Raw genomic sequence first — 19512 nt, forward strand, 5'->3', positions numbered from 1 at the left:
TCTTAAACAGTTTGTTATGTTCGTAGCTTTTGTAGTCCTCGAATCGCCCTGTTAGTCGACTCTACCAAGTCTGCCTGTTTCAATTTTTCTCGAATTGCCAATGCTTCTATGAACTGTTGCTCTGCCAGTTTATAGTTGCCAACCTCAACGTTCAATTTACCCAAATGCTGCAAGTTAAAACTCAACGAAAGCTCACAAGCAAAGTCTTGGCTTTTTAAGAATGCTTTTTCAGCGCCAATCATGTCACCTGAATATTGCAGAGCCATACCTGAAATATGTGTTGACCAGAACTTGTACTTAACGCTAGCCGTTGAAGTATGCACTTTGGAAGCCATCCGATAAGCTAACCTACAAAGCCCAATGATTCGTAAACAATCGGCTATCAAGAGAAGCTGCCATTCTAGCTTCTCTTTTTTGTTTGAAAGCTTGAATAAGAGGGCTTTATACAGCTTTACAACAAGTTTCCGAAAAACGCCAAAAGTTACCCTGTCCCTTTGATATTCCACCATGTCCTCCTAGAACAAAACGTCGTTGAACACCGGCAAAAAATGAACGCCAGTGAGTTTTTTGTCCAAAGCCCGGTACGGGCGGGTGCTTCACTTTGTTATAGATGTTGAGGCACTTTGAATTTTGGCATGCAACTGAGACATTAGCGATTGATACACTAATGAATCAAAAACTTGAAGATTGCCTACCTTAAACTCACCTCCAATCGCAGGGTGAATCTTCCAGCCGATGCATTCACTATCATTTGGAATAACCCCGTTCTCTATAGCGATTTGATACCAGCTAGCAATAAATATCTCGTCGAGCCACTCTTCAGAATTTTTAAGCTTGTTGTATTCATTAGAATTCTCAGCAATTCTTTCAAACACTCCATCCAGCACCGACAATAAAGAAAGAGAGCCATCTGGGTTTCCAAATACCCAATCTCCAAATGCCGTTATGAATAAAGGAGTTGAATCGGATGGTACTAACCATGACCACTCAGGAAGAAATTTTTCTATTTCATTTTGAGTTATCTCTCGAATGAATGGCATCTAAGTTCCTATCTATCTATAACGCCCACCACACAGGCGAGCAACTTGTTGCGAGTCCAAGGCACGGAGTGCCTGATTGTGCTGGTTCTTGTTACTAGTCTGGGTTGCCTTCATATTTAACTTTGGAGCTCTATTTGTTTTGGTTTTAGCGGAGCTAATAGCATATAAAATACCCATGCGAACCAAGATACAAAGATCATAGCTAAAAGCCAAGCAAGTTTCTCTTTACCTGAAACCTTCTTCGAGAAAATGATACTGAGAAGTGGTATAAACCAAAAAATCAGCAAAAATTGACCTAAAAAAGTTAAGTTAATATTCATAGATTATCCTTATCTAATTATTACTAGTAACGTTGTACACAGTGGCGAGCGTATGCGAGTCCAGTGCCGTAGGCACGATACTGCTGTACCTTGTTAATGTGCATTGACCACCACTGCCTTTATTTTTAGATTACAAAAGCCTAAATACTATGACTTTTGCCACGAACTAAAGCCTTTAATATGCCAGTGGAAAAACCTTTAAGCCACTGGAAATTTAAGCTATTCACGAAGAAACTGGCGCTAAATTAAAAGACAATTACTACATAGTGCCATTTAGTATTAAATATCCCTCGTCTGCACAATAACGTTGTTGTGCTGGCGCGAACGGTATTGAGTCGAAGGCCCGACGCGCAAGCGGTTTTAAGCGGGCCTGTTCCAGCCACTCATTGTTATAGGCTATTGCGATTAAGCTAAATCTATTTCATTCCATAAAGGCTTTAAACCTTTTGACTGCATATAGGTTCCGTAATCTACCCATTTCCCACCTCGAATATGTTCTTTCTTGAACCAAGTGGCTTCGCACTCTTCACACAGGAATATTTTCTCGTTTTTAGCTCTGATCCTAGCTTCTATTATTGAGCCTTGTGAACATCTAGGGCAAAGCATTCAATATTATCCTCGACTAAAACCTATAACGCAAAGCACTGCGGCGAGCGTGAGCGAGTCCAGTGCCGTAGGCACGATGCAGCTGCGCCTTGTTACAAGTAGTGGCCTGTGGCTCTTAACTATCACGTGCCTACGTGCTTTATAATTTATTGTTTTCCATCAAGCTTCGCCTTTGGCGCGGTATTTAAGCTTGATGACCTTTATACTTGGTTGCCAGCTTAACTAGGCTGGCTACTCACTCTACCCTAGCTTGGGGCCGATGACTATTGCGTAAAAGCTAGCCTGTTAAATTTGTGAACCGTTGCACCTAAAACCACAAATTAATATGGGCAAAACTATATTTTGGTGCAAACTACACTCAATAGTCTTAAATACTTTTCCACCTGTAACGCAAAGCTTAGCGGCGAGCGACTGCGAGTCCTACAGCCCGCCGCGAAGCGGTGAATTTAAGGCTGTATTGCTACAGCGTATTGTTAGGTGTTTGTTGCTGCTTCAAAATTGGGTTACTAAAAGAGCAATAATGGCTACCGAAGCAGAAGTAAAAGCTGCGATCGCTGAGTATTTTGCCGCAACTGCAGAACGATTTGCCGCATCTATCATTGGTGCCATCCTTCGCTGTTCCAAAATATGCATAGCTTTCCATTTCCTATCGGACGAGTCATTTTCAGTTGTAAACTCGTATAATTTCTCTGTGCTCATTTCTGCCATTTTTTCATGTGAGGTAGAACTCATAATTTATACCTAACGCCAAGCTTAGCGGTGAGCGACGAAGGAGCGAATCCTTAGGCCCGCCGCGAAGCGGTGAATTTTGGGCCGTATTGCTACAGCGTTTTGTTATGAATGAGGCAGATTATGCCATTCATGAGAACAGCCATTCTTGCATTCAGTTTCTCTTCGTCTACCGTCAGCGGCTGAAAAGATAGAGATCAAAAGCAAGAATGCTCGTTCCAAGTCTATCCCGTTTAATGCCTTTAGTTTTGCACGTGCCTCGTTAAAAGGCTTCTTAACAACGATTACACATGATGAATATGTAGGCTTTAGGCCGGATAGAGTTATACCTTTTTCTATATCCCTTTGATTTGGATGAGATTGAAATATGCATAAGTCTAGAGCCTTCATTAGCTCTACTTTCTCAAGATCTGAAGCTCTTGAAAACAACATAACACCATATTCGATGGCTATTATACCTTGTGCTAACTTGTTAATAAGTAGCTCGTTTTCACTCATAAAAATTCATAACGCCAAAAGTTGCGGCTGCGAAGCAGTCCAGCCACGAAATGGCGATGCAACCTTGCCTTGTTAACTGCCGAACTCTGGCAGTGTGGATGATATATGCAAAACGTCCGATAACCATGAGCCTTGTTCTTGACTAGATAAATATACAGACTTGCCTTGCCCCTTGATCTCTAGGATCTGATGCAAATTACCGCGACTAATTAATTCTATTTCATTACCGATTAAGCCTTGCCACATATTCCAATTTGAAGCATCTACTACATGGTCAGGCTCATTCGTGTTAAAGCGATGATTCTGAACTCCCACTGAGTATTGGGCAGGCTTATTGCACCATGAGAAGTATTTCTTCTCTCCTCCTTCAAACTCTAAGTATATTTCTCGGTCTATTTCATGCCACTCTTGATTAATATTGAGTGATACGAGATCTACCTCATAGAGTTCATAAATAACGCGCTTCAATTTCATAGGCAGTTAACGCAAAGCACTGCGGCGAACGACAGTGAGTCCAGTGCCGTAGGCACGATGCAGCTGCGCCTTGTTACAAGTAGTGGCCTGTAGCTCATAACTATCACGTGCCAACGTGCTTAATTATTTATTGTTTTCCATCAAACTCCGCCTTTGGTGCGGAAGTTTAGCTTGATGACCTTTATACTTGGTTGCCAGCTTAACTAGGCTGGCTAATCACTCTACCCTAGCTTGGGAGCGATGACTATTGCGTACAAGCTAGCCTGTTAAAGTTGTGACCCGTTGCTCTAAAAACCATAAATTTATACGAGCAAAACTATATTTTGGTGCAGGATTCATTCAATAGTTTTAAATGCCCTTCCACCTGTAACGTCTACAGCTGTGGCGCCTGATTTTCGCGTCCACTGCCTGTTTTTGTTATGGCTAGTACATCGTAAAATAGTCGATCTATAGCCACCTGGTATTTCGCATTTGTTTTAATAGCTATTTTTGGTGATACCAATGCGGCATCCATACCCATTTTAGTCGCTCCTTCAACATCAGCAATTTCAGAGTCTCCAATCATGAGCGATTCTTCGGGCCTAACACCCAATTCACCAAGAACAGCCTCAAAAGCATTACAAGACGGCTTCCTATAACCAATTGCGCACGACCAAACAACACTATCAAAGTACTTTGCCAACCCACGAGCTTCTAAATCATTTTGGAAGATTTCTTTAGGACCGGTAGCATTTGACAACAAGCCCAACTTATATCCGTTTCTCTTTAACTCTATAAGCATTTTTTCTACGTTCGGAAAAGTTTCATTAGAACGACAAAACTCTTCTAAATGCCTACGACCAATATTCTCACTAAATGGAAGCCCTGTCCTCTCAAAGCAATGTGCCCAAATATCCGTCCACTCGGGCTGTTTTTTCTGGTCCGGCTTATATAGATTGCTAATTTCTTTTTCAATCTGTTTTCCTACAACAAAAGCTTTCTCGTCATCAACGACAGATTTAAGAGCATTCGCTAACGAACCTGATTTTGCTATAGTATTTCCAAAATCAAATACTAATGCTTTATACATAATGGACCATAACGCAAAGCTAAGCGGCGCAGCTAGGCTGCGTCTGATCTTCCCCCGATAAAATGGACACCTCGGGATTCACGCTGCCATTTGTTCATAATTAATTGGTGACATATACCCAATACCTGAGTGTAACCTCACCGTATTGTAAAATTTATTTATATACCTGCTAAGCTCAGATCGCAACTCTTCTATTCCTTTAAAATAGGTTTGCCGGATTAACTCACCTTTTAAGGAATGGTAAAACGATTCCATGAACGCATTGTCTGTACAATGTCCTGGTCGATTGACACTGTGATGCATACCATATTTTACCAATTCAGATTGAAAGACCGAGCCCGTAAATTCAACACCTCTATCGGTGTGAAAAATAACATTTTTTGGGTTTCGCCCTTTTTTAATGACATACCTTAAAGCGGTTGTCGTTAACTCCGTTGTTCTAGAATAGGATAATGACCAACCCAATATCCGGCGCGAGTATTGATCCATGATCGTTGCTAAATACGTCCACTTTCTTTGTAATTTAATATAGGTTACATCGGCGACCCAAACTTGATCCGGTGCCGTTGCAGCGTCGCGCGCTAATAATCGATTTTCACCTTTCGCTATGAAGCGTTTAAGTCCGGGCATTCGCCGCGTTACTTTGGTGACCCTGGCTTTGAGCCCTGCTTCACGCATTAGCCGCTCGACACGCTTCTTAGCGATGCGGTAACCGCTCTGACGCAGGGATTCATAGACTCTAGGACTGCCATATCGTCCGTGACTGTCGTCAAATATCTTCGTGATCTGTTTTAACAATTGCTGATCGGACAATGCCCGATCTGTTGTCCCTCGCTGACGCCATGCATAGTAGCCGCTGGGCGATACCTGCATCCAACGACAAAGGTTACGTACCCCTATTTCTTTTCCGTATCTGTGGATGAACCCAAATCGTTCTGATGTTGATCCGCCAGATACTGTTGCCACTTTTTTAGAAGGTCATTTTCCCTCTTTAATCTATCGATTTCTTTTTTTAACTGAGCGTTCTCAGTTATTTGCTTCGCCGATTTCACTTTGCGTTTCTTTGACAAACCTACTCGCCTTTTTCCATCACCTTGAAGATGGCCTTCTCGATACTCTTTGCGCCAACGGGACAACATAAATGGATGAATACCCAAGCCTTCCGCAACCTGAGAACTTTTAATATCAGGTTGATAGCTCATTTTAACAGCTCGAACTTTAAACTCTGTTGAATACTGCCACGTTTTACGTGGATTATTATACTTTGGCAAAATTACCTCCAGATGCGTTATCTAGAGGTGTCCACTAAAACGGGGGAAGTTCAGCGTCCGGCTGCATGCGCTTGTTATGTGTTTACTCGCTTTATTAGTGGAAAATCAGTTGTAATACCATGTATTACCAAAGGCTCGCCATTTTTTATAAAGCCATTTCGCTCATAAAACATTTTAGCGGTTATTGAACTAGCGACACGTATATTCTCTACGCCGTTTTGTATAACTCGTTTTTCCAAAGCGGCTAACATTGCCTTGCCACTATTTTTGTAAAGAGCCTCAGGCAAAAGATAGTTTAATAGTATTTCACCTGACAAAGTTACTGCTGAAAAACCAACCACCTTATCATCTTCATCCACACAAACGACTTCATAAGTTTCTGGATTATTTATCCACAACTTTATATTTTCAGGTGTTTTGTTCTCTAGCCATTCTGCCACGAATTCCTCATTCGGATAGTCTTTTGCGCAGACTTCCTTAATCGATCGAATCAATACAGCACAAGCTTCATTCGCATCTTTCTCAACGGCTTCTCTAATTCTAAACAATCTGATTATCCCTTTGCTTTACGACTTACAGGTACACATAACGTCCACCACACAGGCGAGCAACTTGTTGCGAGTCCAAGGCACGGAGTGCCTGATTGTGCTGGTTCTTGTTACTAGTCTGGGTTGCCTTCATATTTAACTTTGGAGCTCTATTTGTTTTGGTTTTAGCGGAGCTAATAGCATATAAAATACCCATGCGAACCAAGATACAAAGATCATAGCTAAAAGCCAAGCAAGTTTCTCTTTACCTGAAACCTTCTTCGAGAAAATGATACTGAGAAGTGGTATAAACCAAAAAATCAGCAAAAATTGACCTAAAAAAGTTAAGTTAATATTCATAGATTATCCTTATCTAATTATTACTAGTAACGCAAAGCACTGCGGCGAGCGTGAGCGAGTCCAGTGCCGTAGGCACGATGCAGCTGCGCCTTGTTACAAGTAGTGGCTTGTGGCTCTTAACTATCACGTGCCAACGTGCTTAATTATTTATTGTTTTCCATCAAGCTTCGCTTTTGGCGCGATATAATAGCTTGATGGCCTTCATACTTGGTTGCCAGCTTAACTAGGCTGGCTAATCACTTTACCCTAGCTTGGGAGCGATGACTATTGCGTACAAGCTAGCCTATTAAAATTGTGAACCGTTGCTCTAAAAACCATAAATTTATACGAGCAAAACTATATTTCGGTGCAGGATTCATTCAATAGTTTTAAATGCCCTTCCACCTGTAACGCCTTTAGCACGCGCGAGTTTACGAGTCGCCGTGCCTATAATTGTTAGTATTAGATTGCTTTAACATATAGCATAGTTGGCAGGCCGTCCCAAAGGTCTTTTGTCTGAAACAATCTCTTGAAGCCAAAAGCTTCGTAAAAAGCCCTTGTTTTCTTATAACCAGGGTGTGGTACTTCGTCTCCTAAAGTTTTTACATGAAGAAATTTATACTCTTTCTTTTTAGCTAGCTTTTCAGCTGCAACCATGAGTTTCTTGCCTATACCTTTGCGATGATTCTTTTGACTAATTGCCATTGAATAAATTTCAGCAGTAGTTTCGAAGTGCCAATCAATTGATATTACACCCTCCACTCTACCGTCAACTATTGCCACTAATGCACTATCTTCGCTTAGCTGGTTCGCATAGTCAGAATTTATTTCTTCACTCCCAAACCAACCATCAAGTTCATTAAAAATTTCATAACAACGTGCTTTATAGTCGACTTTATAAGGTTCGATCATGCTCATCCTTAGAATACTAACGTTGTACACAGTGGCGAGCGTGAGCGAGTCCAGTGCCGTAGGCACGATACTGCTGTACTTTGTTAATGTGCATTGACCACCACTGCCTTTATTTTTAGATTACAAAAGCATAAATACTATGACTTTTGCCACGAATTAGTGCCTTTAATATGCCAGTGGCGAAGCGTTTAGGCCACTAGAAATTTAAGCTATTCACGAGGAAACTGGCGCTAAATTAAAAGACAATTACTACATAGTGCCATTTAGTTTTACATATCCCTCGTCTGCACAATAACGCAAAGCACTGCGGCGAACGACAGTGAGTCCAGTGCCGTAGGCACGATGCAGCTGCGCCTTGTTACAAGTAGTGGCTTGTGGCTCTAAACTATCACGTGCCAACGTGCTGAATTATTTATTGTTTTCCATCAAACTTCGCTTTTGACGCAGTAATTTAGTTTGATGGCCTTAAAACTTTCTTGCCAGCTTAACTAGGCTGGCTAATCACTCTACCCTAGCTTGGGAGCGATGACTATTGCGTACAAGCTAGCCTGTTAAAGTTGTGAACCGTTGCTCTAAAAACCATAAATTTATACGAGCAAAACTATATTTTGGTGCAGGATTCATTCAATAGTTTTAAATGCCCTTCCACCTGTAACGCAAAGTTTAGCGGCGAGCGTGAGCGAGTCCACAGCCCACCGCATAGCGGTGAATTTAAGGCTGCATTGCTACAGCGTATTGTTAACTTATGGCTATCCCAGCTTTAATAAGGTATTGCTTTAGCTTATTAGCAAATTCTGCCATTTCATCTTTATTAAATTTTGGAGCATTTTCCCAATCATAAAACCAAGCCGGATATCTTCGTATTTCAGGCTCTTCAGACAAGTAGCGAGGGAAAATATGTGTATGTAAAGCTGGTTCGCTATTACCCAATGTTTCGTAGTTGACACGATAACAACCGGTTAGTTCTAACAGTGCATCTCCAATCACTGTTGTCTCATAGAGATATTGCTTACGCTCTTCTTCAGTCAAGCTATTCAAAGACTCAACGACTGGATCTGCTAACAAAAGGCAATAACCTTTTAAAAACTGAACGTCTCCGATTACTACCCAGCCACTTTTAGTTTTGCAGACTACTGTTTCATTTTTACCATTTCGTGCTGCTTCTACACGGTCATGTATGAGTGTTCCCAATTACTTCATTCCTTAAGTTAACGCCAAAAGTTGCGGCTGCGAAGCAGTCCAGCCACGAAATGGCGATGCAACCTTGCCTTGTTAACTGCCGAACTCTGGCAGTGTGGATGATATATGCAAAACGTCCGATAACCATGAGCCTTGTTCTTGACTAGATAAATATACAGACTTGCCTTGCCCCTTGATCTCTAGGATCTGATGCAAATTACCGCGACTAATTAATTCTATTTCATTACCGATTAAGCCTTGCCACATATTCCAATTTGAAGCATCTACTACATGGTCAGGCTCATTCGTGTTAAAGCGATGATTCTGAACTCCCACTGAGTATTGGGCAGGCTTATTGCACCATGAGAAGTATTTCTTCTCTCCTCCTTCAAACTCTAAGTATATTTCTCGGTCTATTTCATGCCACTCTTGATTAATATTGAGTGATACGAGATCTACCTCATAGAGTTCATAAATAACGCGCTTCAATTTCATAGGCAGTTAACGCAAAGCACTGCGGCGAACGACAGTGAGTCCAGTGCCGAAGGCACGATGCAGCTGCGCCTTGTTACAAGTAGTGGCTTGTGGCTCTTAACTATCACGTGCCAACGTGCTTAATTATTTATTGTTTTCCATCAAGCTTCGCTTTTGATGCGGTATTTAGGATTGATGGCCCTTAAATTTGATTGCCAGCCTAACGAGGCTGGCTTTTCACTCTACCCTAGCTTGGGAGCGATGACTATTGCGTACAAGCTAGCCTTTGAAAGTTGTGAACCGTTGCAATTAAAACCACAAATTAATACGGGCAAAACTAATCTGTTGGTGCAGGATTCAATAATTAGCTATGAATGCCCTTCCACCTGTAACGCAAAGCACTGCGGCGAACGACAGTGAGTCCAGTGCCGTAGGCACGATGCAGCTGCGCCTTGTTACAAGTAGTGGCTTGTGGCTCTTAACTATCACGTGCCAGCGTGCTTAATTATTTATTGTTTTTTCACCAAGCTTCGCTTTTGACGCGGTATTTAAGCTTGATGTCCTTTAAAATTGGCTGCCAGCTTAACGAGGCTGGCTATTCACTTTACCCTAGCTTGGGAGCGATGACTATTGCGTAAAAGCTAGCCTGTTAAATTTGTGAACCGTTGCACCTAAAACCACAAATTAATATGGGCAAAACTATATTTTGGTGCAAACTACACTCAATAGTCTTAAATACTTTTCCACCTGTAACGTTGTACACAGTGGCGAGCGTATGCGAGTCCAGTGCCGTGGGCACGATACTGCTGTACCTTGTTAATGTGCATTGACCACCATTGCCTTTATTTTTAGATTACAAAAGCCTAAATATTATGACTTTTGCTACAAATTATTGCCTTAAATATGCCAGTGGAAAAACCTTTAAGCCACTGGAAATTTAATCTATTTACGAGGAAATGGTGCTAAATTAAATGACAATTACTACATAGTGCCATTTAATATTAAATATCCCTCGTCTGCACAATAACGCAAAGCACTGCGGCGAAAGACAGTGAGTCCAGTGCCGTAGGCACGATGCAGCTGCGCCTTGTTACAAGTAGTGGCCTGTGGCTCTTAACTATCACGTACCAACGTGCTTAATTATTTATTGTTTTCCATCAAGCTTCGCTTTTGACGCGGTATTTTAGTTTGATGGCCTTTAAACTTGCTTGCCAGCTTAACTAGGCTAGCTAATCACTTTACCCTAGCTTGGGAGCGATGACTATTGCGTACAAGCTAGCCTGTTAAAGTTGTGAACCGTTGCTCTAAAAACCATAAATTTATACGAGCAAAACTATATTTTGGTGCAGGATTCATTCAATAGTTTTAAATGCCCTTCCACCTGTAACGCCCCTAAGCTACGGCGAAATCGCGCGAAGCGTGATTGAGTCCAAGGCCAGCCGCGGAGCGGTGTTTTGGCCTGAGTAGCCTTGGTTTGTTAGTTTTTCTTCGTGTAGTGCTTATCAAATTCTTTAAACACATTAGGATTAAAGAATGACTTACTTCCACTCTTTGCATTTGATGGGTTATAAAGTCGTTTACGGCAATATTTTTCATCAGTTTCTAAAGGTTTCCGAATTCTGTGATATTGGTTATTTACCTTAAAGTTTTCGTACCGAACTTTTAATCTAGTAGTCAATACATCGTAATCCCATGGATATTTATCCATGATTTCTTCTTCTGCGAGCCTCACAATCGGTGCTTTCGCATCATTTGATATTTGGATCGGTATACCTGACCCGCTCTTAACTTTCTTGAAATTAACATCAATTCTTAATGACAGGTTATAGTCGGTTAGGTTTTCGCCGTCGTAGTTTTTTTCAACAGATTTAATATATTTCAGAAGCTTCTTCTCTGAAGCATTAAGAGTTTCACCATTTACTGAATCGAACCCCCTAAAGAATGCCATTGGCATTAGATAGAAATTATATTTATCTAGTACTGGCCCGAACCATTCTTGTATCAAACGCAAGTAATTCTGTAGAGAGGCAGTCCCAATCTCCTGCACCTTAACCGCTAAAGACAGATCATCGTTAATAAAGTGAATTGAGTTATCTCGCACCTCAGCAAGAGTAACTATATTATCCTTTACGGCTGCGCTTATCCTGACGCCATAGTCTTCGGTAACAATCCTATGAGCTTCATACAGGCTAACGGACATTGGATTCCCAGCTCGATTAGATTTAATAAATCTCTTTTTGGATTTTCCGCCGTTTTTTAACTGTCTATGCTCCCAAACGTACAAGCTGTTCACTTGATTGCCTGAGAGTTGTAAAACTTTGGCTTTCAATAAAAGCTCCCAAGCATTAATACATAGTACAGAGAAAGTTTCCTCCCGGTAGTTGAAGTCTGGTTTATTATAAATTTCTATTGCAGATATCATTGCTGCAATAGATTTGTCTAGCATGGCTCTGGTTCTAGACTTCATCCAAACTCCTTAAAACTAACGCAAAGCACTGCGGCGAACGACAGTGAGTCCAGTGCCGTAGGCACGATGCAGCTGCGCCTTGTTACAAGTAGTGGCCTGTGGCTCTTAACTATCACGTGCCAACGTGCTTAATTAATTATTGTTTTTTACCAAGCTTCGCTTTTGAAGCGGTATTTAAGCTTGTTGTCCTTTAAATTTGGCTGCCAGCTTAACGAGGCTGGCTATTCACTTTACCCTAGCTTGGGAGCGATGACTATTGCGTACAAGCTAGCCTGTTAAATTTGTGAACCGTTGCTCCTAAAACCACAAATTTATACGAGCAAAACTTAGTTTTGGTGCGGGCTAAGTTAAGTAGTATTAGATGCCCTTCCACCTGTAACGCAAAGCACTGCGGCGAGCGTGAGCGAGTCCAGTGCCGTAGGCACGATGCAGCTGCGCCTTGTTACAAGTAGTGGCTTGTGGCTCTTAACTATCACGTGCCAATGTGCTTAATTATTTATTGTTTTCCATCAAGCTCCGCCTTTGGTGCGGAAGTTTAGCTTGATGACCATTAAACTTGCTTGCCAGCTCAACTAGGCTGGCTAATCACTCTACCCTAGCTTGGGAGCGATGGCTATTGCGTACAAGCTAGCCTGTTAAAGTTGTGAGCCGTTGCACTCAAAACCACAAATTAATACGGGCAATACTATTTTTTGGTACATATTAAATTCAATAGTTTCAAATGGTTTTCCACCTGTAACGCCGCCATAAAAGGCGAGCAACTTGTTGCGAGTCCAGCGCTGAAAGCGCGATTTTTAATGGCCTTGTTAGCTTTTTCATTCGATAGTGAATTCAAAAATGAACGGCTTGCCAGCTATACATGAATTTGAAGAGCTTAGTGCCGGCAATTGGCCTAAATTTAAAATTGTTTGCACTAACAGTGAATCTTCATCCGTATTGGCGGCCAACTGATAACCAGTGATAACTGCTCTTTTATCAACTACGAGAGCCAACTTATATTGGCCTATGTGCTCATGCGTTAACAATCCCGCGTTTCCAAATTCAGTTGAAAAGAATACTGGAAGTTTTGAAAGAAGGTAGTATTTTCCAGCAGCATTTGCACAATCAAATCCTTCCTGACTTGTAGCATTAACTGAAGTGTTTATCGCGCCTGTATGTTGATAAGTCACTTCACTTTCTGCCTTCACAAAGCCAGCAAGCAGAAATAATAAAGATAATAGTGGAAATCTCAAATTACATCTCCCTGACAGCTAACGTTGTACACAGTGGCGAGCATATGCGAGTCCAGTGCCGTAGGCACGATACTGCTGTACCTTGTTAATGTGCATTGACCACCACTGCCTTTAATTTTAGATTACAAAAGCCTAAATACTATGACTTTTGCCACGAATTAGTGCCTTTAATATGCCAGTGGCGCAGCGTTTAGGCCACTAGAAATTTAAGCTATTCACGAGGAAAATGGTGCTAAATTAAAAGACAATTACTACATAGTGCCATTTAATATTAAATATCCCTCGTCTGCACAATAACGCCCACCACACAGGCGAGCAACTTGTTGCGAGTCCAAGGCACGGAGTGCCTGATTGTGCTGGTTCTTGTTACTAGTCTGGGTTGCCTTCATATTTAACTTTGGAGCTCTATTTGTTTTGGTTTTAGCGGAGCTAATAGCATATAAAATACCCATGCGAACCAAGATACAAAGATCATAGCTAAAAGCCAAGCAAGTTTCTCTTTACCTGAAACCTTCTTCGAGAAAATGATACTGAGAAGTGGTATAAACCAAATAATCAGCAAAAATTGACCTAAAAAAGTTAAGTTAATATTCATAGATTATCCTTATCTAATTATTACTAGTAACGCCAAGCTCACCTGCGATTTTTGCGGAGAGCAATTGTGTAAAGTGGAGCTACGCGACATACACAATTGAGCGTAGCAAAAATTGTCAGGTGCAGCTTTTTGTTATGCATGCCCGAACTCATAATTTACAAGCGATTGATAAACCAGCTTAAGTAAGTGCTCTCTTTGCTCATAAATCGCTTCAATCTGTTTTGTACTCCAATTGTCGAGTAACTCGAGGTATGCCCCATGAGCAATAAGATTTCTTAAGTGCGAGTAAGTTTTTGCGCCTAAAACATCATTTTGACTATCAATTTTTCTTACAGCTAATTGGACCTTAAGATCTTTCTTTTTCGAGCCAGGATAAAGACTTTTCGTGATCATATTTAAAAAGCTCTCAGACAGGTCGGATTCACCATCTCGAGTATTCCAGAACCCCTCGATAAATGCCCATAAACTTAATACTTCAAGAAATACATCGTTAATAAGGGATATTTTATAAATTTGCTCAATACTTGGAAAATACCGTTTCTCTAGAGATAGCAGCGACAGTATGTATTTTTCAAAAATATCGGAGGATTCAGAATCTATCACTACCTTAGACGCTAAGAAAGATTCTGGTATATTAGGCCAGTTTGGCAATATTATAGCTGCTTTTTCTGTGTATTCACCAACGCCAGATATATATGTGGGAGTCGGCAGCGACATTCTTAATGCCAAATGAATAGCAGAAAATAGTTTCTGCGTGTTGTGTGTAGCACATGGATTTGGTGTTACCACATATAAGCAGTCAAAAGGATTAGGTTGCCTAGCACCTATCCAACCACCTGGTTTTACTAGTTTATGTTCAATCCAATCAGCATAAACCTCGTTTATTTTTATTGCTCTTTCGTAATCAGTAATGAGTAAGCTTACCTTTTCGCCTTCAAAATCAATGTCAATCGTGATTTCCGACTTTAGCGATTCGAAATTGAATATCATCCATAATCCATATCTCATTGGCTAAACTCACTTAAATGCATAACGCAAAGCACTGCGGCGAACGACAGTGAGTCCAGTGCCTTAGGCACGATGCAGCTGCGCCTTGTTACAAGTAGTGGCTTGTGGCTCTTAACTGTCACGTGCCAACGTGCTTAATTATTAATTGTTTTCCATCAAGCTTCGCCTTTGGCGCAGTACTTTACCTTGATGGCCTTTAAACTTGATTGCCAGCTTAACGAGGCTGGCTATTCACTTTACCCTAGCTTGGGAGCGATGACTATTGCGTACATGCTAGCCTTTGAAAGTTGTGAACCGTTGCAATTAAAACCACAAACTAATACGGGCAAAACTAATCTGTTGGTGCAGGATTCAATAATTAGCTTTGAATGCCCTTCCACCTGTAACGCCCACCACACAGGCGAGCAACTTGTTGCGAGTCCAAGGCACGGAGTGCCTGATTGTGCTGGTTCTTGTTACTAGTCTGGGTTGCCTTCATATTTAACTTTGGAGCTCTATTTGTTTTGGTTTTAGCGGAGCTAATAGCATATAAAATACCCATGCGAACCAAGATACAAAGATCATAGCTAAAAGCCAAGCAAGTTTCTCTTTACCTGAAACCTTCTTCGAGAAAATGATACTGAGAAGTGGTATAAACCAAAAAATCAGCAAAAATTGACCTAAAAAAGTTAAGTTAATATTCATAGATTATCCTTATCTAATTATTACTAGTAACGCCCACCACACAGGCGAGCAACTTGTTGCGAGTCCAAGGCACGGAGTGCCTGATTGTGCTGGTTTTTGTTACTAGTCTGGGTTGCCTTCATATTTAACTTTGGAGCTCTATTTGTTTTGGTTTTAGCGGAGCTAATAGCATATAAAATACCCATGCGAACCAAGATACAAAGATCATAGCTAAAAGCCAAGCAAGTTTCTCTTTACCTGAAACCTTCTTCGAGAAAATGATACTGAGAAGTGGTATAAACCAAAAAATCAGCAAAAATTGACCTAAAAAAGTTAAGTTAATATTCATAGATTATCCTTATCTAATTATTACTAGTAACGTTCCTAAACTACGGCGAAAACGCGCGTAGCGTGTTTGAGTCCAAGCCCCATTTGCGTAGCAAACGTTTTGGGGCTGAGTAGCTTTGGTTTGTTATAGGGCTTCACCGTTTGCCACAGACCAATGATGGGGCATTAGCTCACGAATTGTTTTGAATATCAATTTATTATCTTTTGTACTGATAGCAGCCTTTACATCACCACCCCAAAAAACAAGACGCTCTTGGCAAATACCACATGGGGATAAGATTATAACTTCACTATCTTCATCTTTTCTGCAAATACATAGTGAATGGGTAATCGCCTCGTCTAACTTAAAAGCTTCAAGATAAGCTCCCAGCTCAATACAAACATTTAAACTATCGTTCTTCGTATCTGGCGGAACACTAGTAAGTATTTTTCCTGACTCAGTTCGAACTGCGGCAGCATAACCATCACCCTTAGGGTATCTATGCTTTAATAGATTTAAGGCTGAGTCATATAATTTTTGTTCGATGTTCATTGATATCTCTCGTAGCTATAACGCAAAGCACTGCGGCGAACGACAGTGAGTCCAGTGCCGTAGGCACGATGCAGCTGCGCCTTGTTACAAGTAGTGGCCTGTAGCTCATAACTATCACGTGCCAACGTGCTTAATTATTTATTGTTTTCCATCAAACTCCGCCTTTGGTGCGGAAGTTTAGCTTGATGACCTTTATACTTGGTTGCCAGCTTAACTAGGCTGGCTAATCACTCTACCCTAGCTTGGGAGCGATGACTATTGCGTACAAGCTAGCCTGTTAAAGTTGTGACCCGTTGCTCTAAAAACCATAAATTTATACGAGCAAAACTATATTTTGGTGCAGGATTCATTCAATAGTTTTAAATGCCCTTCCACCTGTAACGCAAAGCACTGCGGCGAACGACAGTGAGTCCAGTGCCGTAGGCACGATGCAGCTGCGCCTTGTTACAAGTAGTGGCTTGTGGCTCTTAACTATCACGTGCCAACGTGCTTAATTATTTATTGTTTTCCACCAAGCTTCGCTTTTGGCGCGGTATTATAGCTTGATGGCCTTTAAATTTAGCTGCCAGCTTAACGAGGCTGGCTATTCACTCTACCCTAGCTTGGGAGCGATGACTATTGCGTACAAGCTAGCCTGTTAAATTTGTGAACCGTTGCACCTAAAACCACAAATTAATATGGGCAAAACTATATTATGGTGCAGACTACACTCAATAGTCTTAAATACTTTTCAACCTGTAACAGTTTATTCTTCCGCACTAGCGGCTTTTACTGGGAGCGGTTAAACTTTGAGCTCGTTTTTATGCATCGCTCCATCCTTAAACCATAATGGCGCTTTGCGGCTTGCCTGTCAATTTGGTTAGTCTTTTTTTGCCGCTTGTGCAATATATTTCCTGTATATACCGCGCTTTAAACCTACATAAAACCTAGCCTTTTAATATTTAAGTTTGGTCACTGTTTATGCAAGCATCCACAAAAAACCGCTTAATCCACATATACAGAATAACCACCGGTAATTACCGCTCTTGCTAATAGATTGCGATGAGGTTCTCAGTTTACGTGAGGGTTTTTAATATAGGCGATGACTATCTCAACTGATTGTTGCTTCATCTGTACAAGACTGAACTTTTTTTAAAAAGCACTTGCATGGCGCGTTTGGTTTACATAAGAGACAGTGCCTATAGTTTTAATACTATATGCTTAAGGCTTGTTGTGGGTGTAGGGGGTTTGGTTGTTGAGTTTATTTTTTCTTATAGGCATTCGTTTATTAAGGCTTCGAGTGAAGCCTTATATTTTAAGCGGGCTTAGCGTTTTTAAAACAGGTTAGCCCTAGGCAGTGTTTTTCTATCGCGGTTATTTTAGGGTAAGGCGTTAAATCAAATTCAAAGCGGCGTGCGTTAAACAATTGCGGTATTAAACATAAGTCGGCCATGGTGAGTGTTTCGCCTATGCAATAATGGCTTTCACTTAATGTGGATTCAATTTTTTGAAACCCTTGTGCCAACCAATGGTGGTACCACTGTGTTTTAACTGGCTCTGGTTGGCCGAGTTGCCCAGTTAAATATTTGAGTACGCGCAAGTTATTTAATGGGTGCATGTCGCAGGCTATGGCGTAACTTAAGCTTCTAATTTGGGCGCGCTGCCATGCATCTCCTGGTAGTAATTTGGGCGTTTCTGGGTAAGCTTCATCTAACCATTCGATGATCGCTAAGCTTTGTGCGAGCACCCCTTGCGGGGTTTCAAGCGCGGGCACTAAGCCTTGCGGGTTCTTATCTGTGTATTGCGCTTGGGTTTGCTCTCCTTTCAGCAAATCCACATCACTCACTACGGCTGCTATGTCTTTATAGTTAAGCGCAATACGCACTCGATAAGCGGCGGTAGAGCGTACGTAGTTGTGCAACACTAAATTCATTATCGCCTCCTAGGGCTTAGCTGGCAGAATTGTTGAACGAACTTCGCCAAAGCCAATACGAACGTAGCCTTCGCGCTTACAATAACCTGTCATGATGATTGAATCGCCGTCATTCAAAAAAGTTCGCTGTTGCCCATTTTCAAAAGCAATGGGCTTTTTACCGCCTTGGGTTAGCTCCAACAATGAGCCCGCTTGTTCGGGGGTAGGCCCCGATTGTGTACCCGAGCCCATTAAATCTCCGGCCATTAAATTGCAGCCATTACTGGCGTGGTGCGTAATCATTTGCGCCACACTCCAGTAAGCGTCTTTGAAATTCGATTGCGACAATTGCGTCAACGGAACATCGGCCGCTTCAATTGAACAGGTTAACTCCATGTCTATTGCGCCATATTGCTGGTTGTACTCTGAATCTAAATGCGGCATGGGCTCTGGCTCGCCTTGCTCGCGCACAAAGGGCGCTCTAAACGGTGCTAGCGCTTCGGCTGTTATAACCCAAGGCGAAATAGTAGAAGCAAAACTTTTTGCCAAAAATGGTCCTAACGGCTGATACTCCCAAGCTTGTATATCACGTGCCGACCAATCGTTTAGCAGGCATAAACCAAATAATCGCTGCTCGGCTTCTTCCATCGTTAAAGGTTCACCGAGTTCGTTGTTTTGTCCAATAAAGAACCCAACTTCCAGCTCGTAATCTAAGCGCTTACAAGGGCCAAAACTAGGCTCAGTTGCATCGGGTGCTTTGGTCTGCCCTTTCGGACGGTGAAACTGTTGCCCACTCACATCTATACTCGACGCTCTACCATGATACCCAATAGGCACCCATTTATAGTTAGGTAACAGTGGGTTGTCGGGCCGGAATAAACGGCCGACTGCGGTTGCATGGTGAATAGACGCGTAAAAATCGGTGTAGTCCCCGATTTGGCAAGGCCGTTTAAATTGCGCCTCGTTTTGGCTATAAAGTAATGACTGCAAAGCCGGCTGTGTTTCACTTCCAACTTGCAACCAGCGCGATATGTCGGTTCTTAAGGCAGACCAATGCGCTGGGGTTAGCGCCATCAACTTATTCATTTCGGGCTCTTTACAACACTCTAAGGCTTCTTGCGATAAAGGCGTTGATGCTACATTTAGAGCGGCTATGGGGGCTAACGGTAATATTTGGTCGCCAATGGCGGTCACTATTGAACACTCACCCTTATCAGAACTTTTTTTAGCGCTGGCAAAAGGTAGGTTTTGTATTGGGAAATCGGTCACGCCATCGTTGGCGCTCTCTACCCAGCTTTTTAACCTAGGATCGTGCGTTGCATTTAACATGTCCACTCT

Annotated in this window: 42 protein-coding genes; 9 read left to right on the forward strand and 33 right to left on the reverse strand. The window is 41.7% G+C overall.

Translation table 11 applies throughout. From position 1 onward, the window contains the following. Positions 1-14: 14 nt before the first annotated feature. The gene (locus QWZ13_RS17985; protein WP_290283004.1) at positions 15-509 is read right to left on the reverse strand and encodes a hypothetical protein; all 495 of its coding nucleotides are present in this window, start codon (positions 507-509) and stop codon (positions 15-17) included. Here QWZ13_RS17985 and QWZ13_RS17990 point away from each other — a divergent pair. Then, entirely contained in the window at positions 495-617 is a 123-nt protein-coding gene (locus QWZ13_RS17990) for a hypothetical protein (protein ID WP_290283006.1), read from the forward strand. The two genes, QWZ13_RS17985 and QWZ13_RS17990, sit on opposite strands and share 15 nt — an antisense overlap. Here the strand turns inward: QWZ13_RS17990 and QWZ13_RS17995 are convergent. From QWZ13_RS17995 to QWZ13_RS18010, 4 genes are all read right to left on the reverse strand, one after another. Beyond that, positions 597-1040: a T6SS immunity protein Tdi1 domain-containing protein gene (locus QWZ13_RS17995; RefSeq protein WP_290283007.1), complete on the reverse strand. Its 444-nt coding sequence runs from the start codon at positions 1038-1040 to the stop codon at positions 597-599. The two genes, QWZ13_RS17990 and QWZ13_RS17995, sit on opposite strands and share 21 nt — an antisense overlap. A gap of 116 nt (positions 1041-1156) precedes the next feature. Further along, positions 1157-1360: a hypothetical protein gene (locus QWZ13_RS18000; protein ID WP_290283008.1), complete on the reverse strand. Its 204-nt coding sequence runs from the start codon at positions 1358-1360 to the stop codon at positions 1157-1159. Positions 1361-1605: 245 nt separating this feature from the next. Next, positions 1606-1743: a hypothetical protein gene (locus tag QWZ13_RS18005; RefSeq protein ID WP_290283009.1), complete on the reverse strand. Its 138-nt coding sequence runs from the start codon at positions 1741-1743 to the stop codon at positions 1606-1608. A gap of 22 nt (positions 1744-1765) precedes the next feature. Then, a complete protein-coding gene (locus QWZ13_RS18010) occupies positions 1766-1966 on the reverse strand; it encodes a hypothetical protein (protein ID WP_290281924.1) in 201 nt (66 codons plus the stop codon). Between the two features lie 301 nt (positions 1967-2267). On the opposite strand from QWZ13_RS18010, the gene QWZ13_RS18015 reads away from it, so the two are divergent. Then, the gene (locus QWZ13_RS18015) at positions 2268-2711 is read left to right on the forward strand and encodes a hypothetical protein (RefSeq protein ID WP_290283010.1); all 444 of its coding nucleotides are present in this window, start codon (positions 2268-2270) and stop codon (positions 2709-2711) included. A gap of 89 nt (positions 2712-2800) precedes the next feature. On the opposite strand, the gene QWZ13_RS18020 is transcribed toward QWZ13_RS18015, so the two are convergent. Further along, positions 2801-3127 (reverse strand): DUF5958 family protein, encoded by a 327-nt coding sequence (locus QWZ13_RS18020; RefSeq protein ID WP_290283416.1) that lies wholly within the window; start codon positions 3125-3127, stop codon positions 2801-2803. Between QWZ13_RS18020 and QWZ13_RS18025 the strand changes: the two genes are divergently transcribed. Further along, positions 3063-3269 carry a hypothetical protein gene (locus QWZ13_RS18025; protein ID WP_290283453.1) on the forward strand — a complete coding sequence of 69 codons (207 nt, stop codon included), beginning with the start codon at positions 3063-3065 and terminating at the stop codon, positions 3267-3269. The genes QWZ13_RS18020 and QWZ13_RS18025 overlap by 65 nt on opposite strands. Here the strand turns inward: QWZ13_RS18025 and QWZ13_RS18030 are convergent. The 7 genes from QWZ13_RS18030 to QWZ13_RS18060 all read right to left on the reverse strand — a co-directional run bounded on the left by QWZ13_RS18030 (position 3266) and on the right by QWZ13_RS18060 (position 8184). Then, a complete protein-coding gene (locus QWZ13_RS18030; RefSeq protein WP_290283011.1) occupies positions 3266-3667 on the reverse strand; it encodes a hypothetical protein in 402 nt (133 codons plus the stop codon). The two genes, QWZ13_RS18025 and QWZ13_RS18030, sit on opposite strands and share 4 nt — an antisense overlap. A 373-nt stretch (positions 3668-4040) precedes the next feature. Next, positions 4041-4736 carry an HAD family hydrolase gene (locus QWZ13_RS18035; protein WP_290283012.1) on the reverse strand — a complete coding sequence of 232 codons (696 nt, stop codon included), beginning with the start codon at positions 4734-4736 and terminating at the stop codon, positions 4041-4043. A gap of 78 nt (positions 4737-4814) precedes the next feature. Further along, a protein-coding gene (locus tag QWZ13_RS18040; protein ID WP_290283013.1) for an IS3 family transposase occupies positions 4815-6007 on the reverse strand; the annotation gives its coding sequence in 2 pieces (ribosomal slippage) (positions 4815-5710 and positions 5710-6007; 1194 coding nt in all). A 74-nt stretch (positions 6008-6081) separates the two neighbouring features. Then, positions 6082-6555, reverse strand: a complete 474-nt coding sequence (locus tag QWZ13_RS18045; protein WP_290283014.1) for a GNAT family N-acetyltransferase — start codon at positions 6553-6555, stop codon at positions 6082-6084. Positions 6556-6690: 135 nt separating this feature from the next. Beyond that, positions 6691-6894, reverse strand: coding sequence for a hypothetical protein (locus QWZ13_RS18050; protein WP_290283008.1), 204 nt, complete (start codon positions 6892-6894; stop codon positions 6691-6693). Between the two features lie 441 nt (positions 6895-7335). Further along, on the reverse strand, positions 7336-7785 hold the full coding sequence (locus QWZ13_RS18055; protein ID WP_290283015.1) for a GNAT family N-acetyltransferase: 450 nt from the start codon (positions 7783-7785) through the stop codon (positions 7336-7338). A gap of 249 nt (positions 7786-8034) precedes the next feature. Further along, positions 8035-8184, reverse strand: coding sequence for a hypothetical protein (locus tag QWZ13_RS18060; RefSeq protein ID WP_290283016.1), 150 nt, complete (start codon positions 8182-8184; stop codon positions 8035-8037). A gap of 209 nt (positions 8185-8393) precedes the next feature. Here QWZ13_RS18060 and QWZ13_RS18065 point away from each other — a divergent pair, with 209 nt between their 5' ends. Beyond that, positions 8394-8549, forward strand: a complete 156-nt coding sequence (locus tag QWZ13_RS18065; protein WP_290283017.1) for a hypothetical protein — start codon at positions 8394-8396, stop codon at positions 8547-8549. On the opposite strand, the gene QWZ13_RS18070 is transcribed toward QWZ13_RS18065, so the two are convergent. From QWZ13_RS18070 to QWZ13_RS18080, 3 genes are read right to left on the reverse strand one after another with little or no spacing between them, the layout of a single operon-like run. After that, positions 8524-8976 (reverse strand): HIT family protein, encoded by a 453-nt coding sequence (locus QWZ13_RS18070; protein ID WP_196159771.1) that lies wholly within the window; start codon positions 8974-8976, stop codon positions 8524-8526. The two genes, QWZ13_RS18065 and QWZ13_RS18070, sit on opposite strands and share 26 nt — an antisense overlap. Continuing rightward, entirely contained in the window at positions 8957-9112 is a 156-nt protein-coding gene (locus QWZ13_RS18075) for a hypothetical protein (protein WP_290283019.1), read from the reverse strand. The genes QWZ13_RS18070 and QWZ13_RS18075 overlap by 20 nt, the downstream gene beginning before the upstream one ends. Next, positions 9058-9459, reverse strand: a complete 402-nt coding sequence (locus tag QWZ13_RS18080) for a hypothetical protein (protein ID WP_290283011.1) — start codon at positions 9457-9459, stop codon at positions 9058-9060. Before QWZ13_RS18080 ends, QWZ13_RS18075 begins: the two co-directional genes overlap by 55 nt. Positions 9460-9615: 156 nt before the next feature. On the opposite strand from QWZ13_RS18080, the gene QWZ13_RS18085 reads away from it, so the two are divergent. Together QWZ13_RS18085 and QWZ13_RS18090 are read left to right on the forward strand one after the other, a co-directional pair. Then, positions 9616-9858: a hypothetical protein gene (locus QWZ13_RS18085; RefSeq protein WP_290283020.1), complete on the forward strand. Its 243-nt coding sequence runs from the start codon at positions 9616-9618 to the stop codon at positions 9856-9858. Next, on the forward strand, positions 9809-9943 hold the full coding sequence (locus QWZ13_RS18090) for a hypothetical protein (protein ID WP_290283021.1): 135 nt from the start codon (positions 9809-9811) through the stop codon (positions 9941-9943). Before QWZ13_RS18085 ends, QWZ13_RS18090 begins: the two co-directional genes overlap by 50 nt. 144 nt (positions 9944-10087) lie before the next feature. On the opposite strand, the gene QWZ13_RS18095 is transcribed toward QWZ13_RS18090, so the two are convergent. The 10 genes from QWZ13_RS18095 to QWZ13_RS18140 all read right to left on the reverse strand — a co-directional run bounded on the left by QWZ13_RS18095 (position 10088) and on the right by QWZ13_RS18140 (position 14862). Continuing rightward, complete coding sequence (locus QWZ13_RS18095; RefSeq protein ID WP_290283022.1) at positions 10088-10237, reverse strand: hypothetical protein; 150 nt, start codon at positions 10235-10237, stop codon at positions 10088-10090. Positions 10238-10439: 202 nt separating this feature from the next. Continuing rightward, positions 10440-10562 (reverse strand): hypothetical protein, encoded by a 123-nt coding sequence (locus QWZ13_RS18100; protein WP_290283023.1) that lies wholly within the window; start codon positions 10560-10562, stop codon positions 10440-10442. 353 nt (positions 10563-10915) lie between these two features. Continuing rightward, complete coding sequence (locus tag QWZ13_RS18105; RefSeq protein WP_290283024.1) at positions 10916-11905, reverse strand: DUF3644 domain-containing protein; 990 nt, start codon at positions 11903-11905, stop codon at positions 10916-10918. Between the two features lie 347 nt (positions 11906-12252). Beyond that, positions 12253-12381, reverse strand: a complete 129-nt coding sequence (locus tag QWZ13_RS18110; RefSeq protein ID WP_290283025.1) for a hypothetical protein — start codon at positions 12379-12381, stop codon at positions 12253-12255. Positions 12382-12540: 159 nt separating this feature from the next. After that, positions 12541-12666 carry a hypothetical protein gene (locus QWZ13_RS18115; RefSeq protein ID WP_290283026.1) on the reverse strand — a complete coding sequence of 42 codons (126 nt, stop codon included), beginning with the start codon at positions 12664-12666 and terminating at the stop codon, positions 12541-12543. A 54-nt stretch (positions 12667-12720) separates the two neighbouring features. Next, positions 12721-12930 carry a hypothetical protein gene (locus tag QWZ13_RS18120; RefSeq protein WP_290283027.1) on the reverse strand — a complete coding sequence of 70 codons (210 nt, stop codon included), beginning with the start codon at positions 12928-12930 and terminating at the stop codon, positions 12721-12723. 458 nt (positions 12931-13388) lie between these two features. Next, positions 13389-13526: a hypothetical protein gene (locus QWZ13_RS18125; RefSeq protein ID WP_290283028.1), complete on the reverse strand. Its 138-nt coding sequence runs from the start codon at positions 13524-13526 to the stop codon at positions 13389-13391. A 2-nt stretch (positions 13527-13528) separates the two neighbouring features. Then, a complete protein-coding gene (locus QWZ13_RS18130) occupies positions 13529-13732 on the reverse strand; it encodes a hypothetical protein (RefSeq protein WP_290283029.1) in 204 nt (67 codons plus the stop codon). A 132-nt stretch (positions 13733-13864) separates the two neighbouring features. After that, positions 13865-14449, reverse strand: a complete 585-nt coding sequence (locus QWZ13_RS18135) for a hypothetical protein (RefSeq protein ID WP_290283030.1) — start codon at positions 14447-14449, stop codon at positions 13865-13867. A 287-nt stretch (positions 14450-14736) separates the two neighbouring features. After that, positions 14737-14862 carry a hypothetical protein gene (locus tag QWZ13_RS18140; RefSeq protein WP_290283031.1) on the reverse strand — a complete coding sequence of 42 codons (126 nt, stop codon included), beginning with the start codon at positions 14860-14862 and terminating at the stop codon, positions 14737-14739. Positions 14863-14908: 46 nt separating this feature from the next. On the opposite strand from QWZ13_RS18140, the gene QWZ13_RS18145 reads away from it, so the two are divergent. Then, positions 14909-15202, forward strand: a complete 294-nt coding sequence (locus QWZ13_RS18145; RefSeq protein ID WP_290283032.1) for a hypothetical protein — start codon at positions 14909-14911, stop codon at positions 15200-15202. Between the two features lie 18 nt (positions 15203-15220). On the opposite strand, the gene QWZ13_RS18150 is transcribed toward QWZ13_RS18145, so the two are convergent. The 5 genes from QWZ13_RS18150 to QWZ13_RS18170 all read right to left on the reverse strand — a co-directional run bounded on the left by QWZ13_RS18150 (position 15221) and on the right by QWZ13_RS18170 (position 16761). Continuing rightward, positions 15221-15424 (reverse strand): hypothetical protein, encoded by a 204-nt coding sequence (locus tag QWZ13_RS18150; protein WP_290283008.1) that lies wholly within the window; start codon positions 15422-15424, stop codon positions 15221-15223. Positions 15425-15548: 124 nt separating this feature from the next. Then, complete coding sequence (locus tag QWZ13_RS18155; protein ID WP_290283008.1) at positions 15549-15752, reverse strand: hypothetical protein; 204 nt, start codon at positions 15750-15752, stop codon at positions 15549-15551. 123 nt (positions 15753-15875) lie between these two features. Beyond that, a complete protein-coding gene (locus tag QWZ13_RS18160; RefSeq protein ID WP_290283033.1) occupies positions 15876-16283 on the reverse strand; it encodes a cytidine deaminase in 408 nt (135 codons plus the stop codon). Then, positions 16258-16401 carry a hypothetical protein gene (locus QWZ13_RS18165; RefSeq protein ID WP_290283034.1) on the reverse strand — a complete coding sequence of 48 codons (144 nt, stop codon included), beginning with the start codon at positions 16399-16401 and terminating at the stop codon, positions 16258-16260. Before QWZ13_RS18165 ends, QWZ13_RS18160 begins: the two co-directional genes overlap by 26 nt. A 228-nt stretch (positions 16402-16629) precedes the next feature. Further along, positions 16630-16761 (reverse strand): hypothetical protein, encoded by a 132-nt coding sequence (locus QWZ13_RS18170; RefSeq protein WP_290281950.1) that lies wholly within the window; start codon positions 16759-16761, stop codon positions 16630-16632. A gap of 216 nt (positions 16762-16977) precedes the next feature. Between QWZ13_RS18170 and QWZ13_RS18175 the strand changes: the two genes are divergently transcribed. Next, positions 16978-17112, forward strand: a complete 135-nt coding sequence (locus QWZ13_RS18175) for a hypothetical protein (RefSeq protein WP_290283035.1) — start codon at positions 16978-16980, stop codon at positions 17110-17112. Positions 17113-17429: 317 nt separating this feature from the next. Then, a complete protein-coding gene (locus QWZ13_RS18180; protein ID WP_290283036.1) occupies positions 17430-17591 on the forward strand; it encodes a hypothetical protein in 162 nt (53 codons plus the stop codon). On the opposite strand, the gene maiA is transcribed toward QWZ13_RS18180, so the two are convergent. Together maiA and fahA are read right to left on the reverse strand one after the other, a co-directional pair. Further along, positions 17578-18195, reverse strand: coding sequence for a maleylacetoacetate isomerase (maiA, locus tag QWZ13_RS18185; protein WP_290283037.1), 618 nt, complete (start codon positions 18193-18195; stop codon positions 17578-17580). The two genes, QWZ13_RS18180 and maiA, sit on opposite strands and share 14 nt — an antisense overlap. Positions 18196-18204: 9 nt before the next feature. After that, positions 18205-19503 carry a fumarylacetoacetase gene (gene fahA, locus QWZ13_RS18190; RefSeq protein WP_353958999.1) on the reverse strand — a complete coding sequence of 433 codons (1299 nt, stop codon included), beginning with the start codon at positions 19501-19503 and terminating at the stop codon, positions 18205-18207. Positions 19504-19512: the final 9 nt, after the last annotated feature.

The sequence above is a fragment of the Reinekea marina genome (assembly GCF_030409715.1).
Classification (GTDB): Bacteria; Pseudomonadota; Gammaproteobacteria; order Pseudomonadales; family Natronospirillaceae; genus Reinekea; species Reinekea marina.

What these genes read in the sequence shown, in the direction of transcription:
- QWZ13_RS17985 (WP_290283004.1), bottom strand. Translation starts at nt 509, where the DNA reads ATGGTGGAATATCAAAGGGACAGGGTAACTTTTGGCGTTTTTCGGAAA.
- QWZ13_RS17995 (WP_290283007.1), bottom strand. Translation starts at nt 1,040, where the DNA reads ATGCCATTCATTCGAGAGATAACTCAAAATGAAATAGAAAAATTTCTT.
- QWZ13_RS18000 (WP_290283008.1), bottom strand. Translation starts at nt 1,360, where the DNA reads ATGAATATTAACTTAACTTTTTTAGGTCAATTTTTGCTGATTTTTTGG.
- QWZ13_RS18010 (WP_290281924.1), bottom strand. Translation starts at nt 1,966, where the DNA reads ATGCTTTGCCCTAGATGTTCACAAGGCTCAATAATAGAAGCTAGGATC.
- QWZ13_RS18025 (WP_290283453.1), top strand. Translation starts at nt 3,063, where the DNA reads ATGCATAAGTCTAGAGCCTTCATTAGCTCTACTTTCTCAAGATCTGAA.
- QWZ13_RS18020 (WP_290283416.1), bottom strand. Translation starts at nt 3,127, where the DNA reads ATGTTGTTTTCAAGAGCTTCAGATCTTGAGAAAGTAGAGCTAATGAAG.
- QWZ13_RS18030 (WP_290283011.1), bottom strand. Translation starts at nt 3,667, where the DNA reads ATGAAATTGAAGCGCGTTATTTATGAACTCTATGAGGTAGATCTCGTA.
- QWZ13_RS18035 (WP_290283012.1), bottom strand. Translation starts at nt 4,736, where the DNA reads ATGTATAAAGCATTAGTATTTGATTTTGGAAATACTATAGCAAAATCA.
- QWZ13_RS18050 (WP_290283008.1), bottom strand. Translation starts at nt 6,894, where the DNA reads ATGAATATTAACTTAACTTTTTTAGGTCAATTTTTGCTGATTTTTTGG.
- QWZ13_RS18055 (WP_290283015.1), bottom strand. Translation starts at nt 7,785, where the DNA reads ATGATCGAACCTTATAAAGTCGACTATAAAGCACGTTGTTATGAAATT.
- QWZ13_RS18075 (WP_290283019.1), bottom strand. Translation starts at nt 9,112, where the DNA reads ATGGTTATCGGACGTTTTGCATATATCATCCACACTGCCAGAGTTCGG.
- QWZ13_RS18080 (WP_290283011.1), bottom strand. Translation starts at nt 9,459, where the DNA reads ATGAAATTGAAGCGCGTTATTTATGAACTCTATGAGGTAGATCTCGTA.
- QWZ13_RS18085 (WP_290283020.1), top strand. Translation starts at nt 9,616, where the DNA reads ATGCGGTATTTAGGATTGATGGCCCTTAAATTTGATTGCCAGCCTAAC.
- QWZ13_RS18090 (WP_290283021.1), top strand. Translation starts at nt 9,809, where the DNA reads ATGAATGCCCTTCCACCTGTAACGCAAAGCACTGCGGCGAACGACAGT.
- QWZ13_RS18105 (WP_290283024.1), bottom strand. Translation starts at nt 11,905, where the DNA reads ATGAAGTCTAGAACCAGAGCCATGCTAGACAAATCTATTGCAGCAATG.
- QWZ13_RS18125 (WP_290283028.1), bottom strand. Translation starts at nt 13,526, where the DNA reads ATGAAGGCAACCCAGACTAGTAACAAGAACCAGCACAATCAGGCACTC.
- QWZ13_RS18130 (WP_290283029.1), bottom strand. Translation starts at nt 13,732, where the DNA reads ATGAATATTAACTTAACTTTTTTAGGTCAATTTTTGCTGATTATTTGG.
- QWZ13_RS18135 (WP_290283030.1), bottom strand. Translation starts at nt 14,449, where the DNA reads ATGTCGCTGCCGACTCCCACATATATATCTGGCGTTGGTGAATACACA.
- QWZ13_RS18150 (WP_290283008.1), bottom strand. Translation starts at nt 15,424, where the DNA reads ATGAATATTAACTTAACTTTTTTAGGTCAATTTTTGCTGATTTTTTGG.
- QWZ13_RS18155 (WP_290283008.1), bottom strand. Translation starts at nt 15,752, where the DNA reads ATGAATATTAACTTAACTTTTTTAGGTCAATTTTTGCTGATTTTTTGG.
- QWZ13_RS18160 (WP_290283033.1), bottom strand. Translation starts at nt 16,283, where the DNA reads ATGAACATCGAACAAAAATTATATGACTCAGCCTTAAATCTATTAAAG.
- QWZ13_RS18175 (WP_290283035.1), top strand. Translation starts at nt 16,978, where the DNA reads ATGGTGCAGACTACACTCAATAGTCTTAAATACTTTTCAACCTGTAAC.
- QWZ13_RS18180 (WP_290283036.1), top strand. Translation starts at nt 17,430, where the DNA reads ATGGCGCGTTTGGTTTACATAAGAGACAGTGCCTATAGTTTTAATACT.
- maiA (WP_290283037.1), bottom strand. Translation starts at nt 18,195, where the DNA reads ATGAATTTAGTGTTGCACAACTACGTACGCTCTACCGCCGCTTATCGA.
- fahA (WP_353958999.1), bottom strand. Translation starts at nt 19,503, where the DNA reads ATGTTAAATGCAACGCACGATCCTAGGTTAAAAAGCTGGGTAGAGAGC.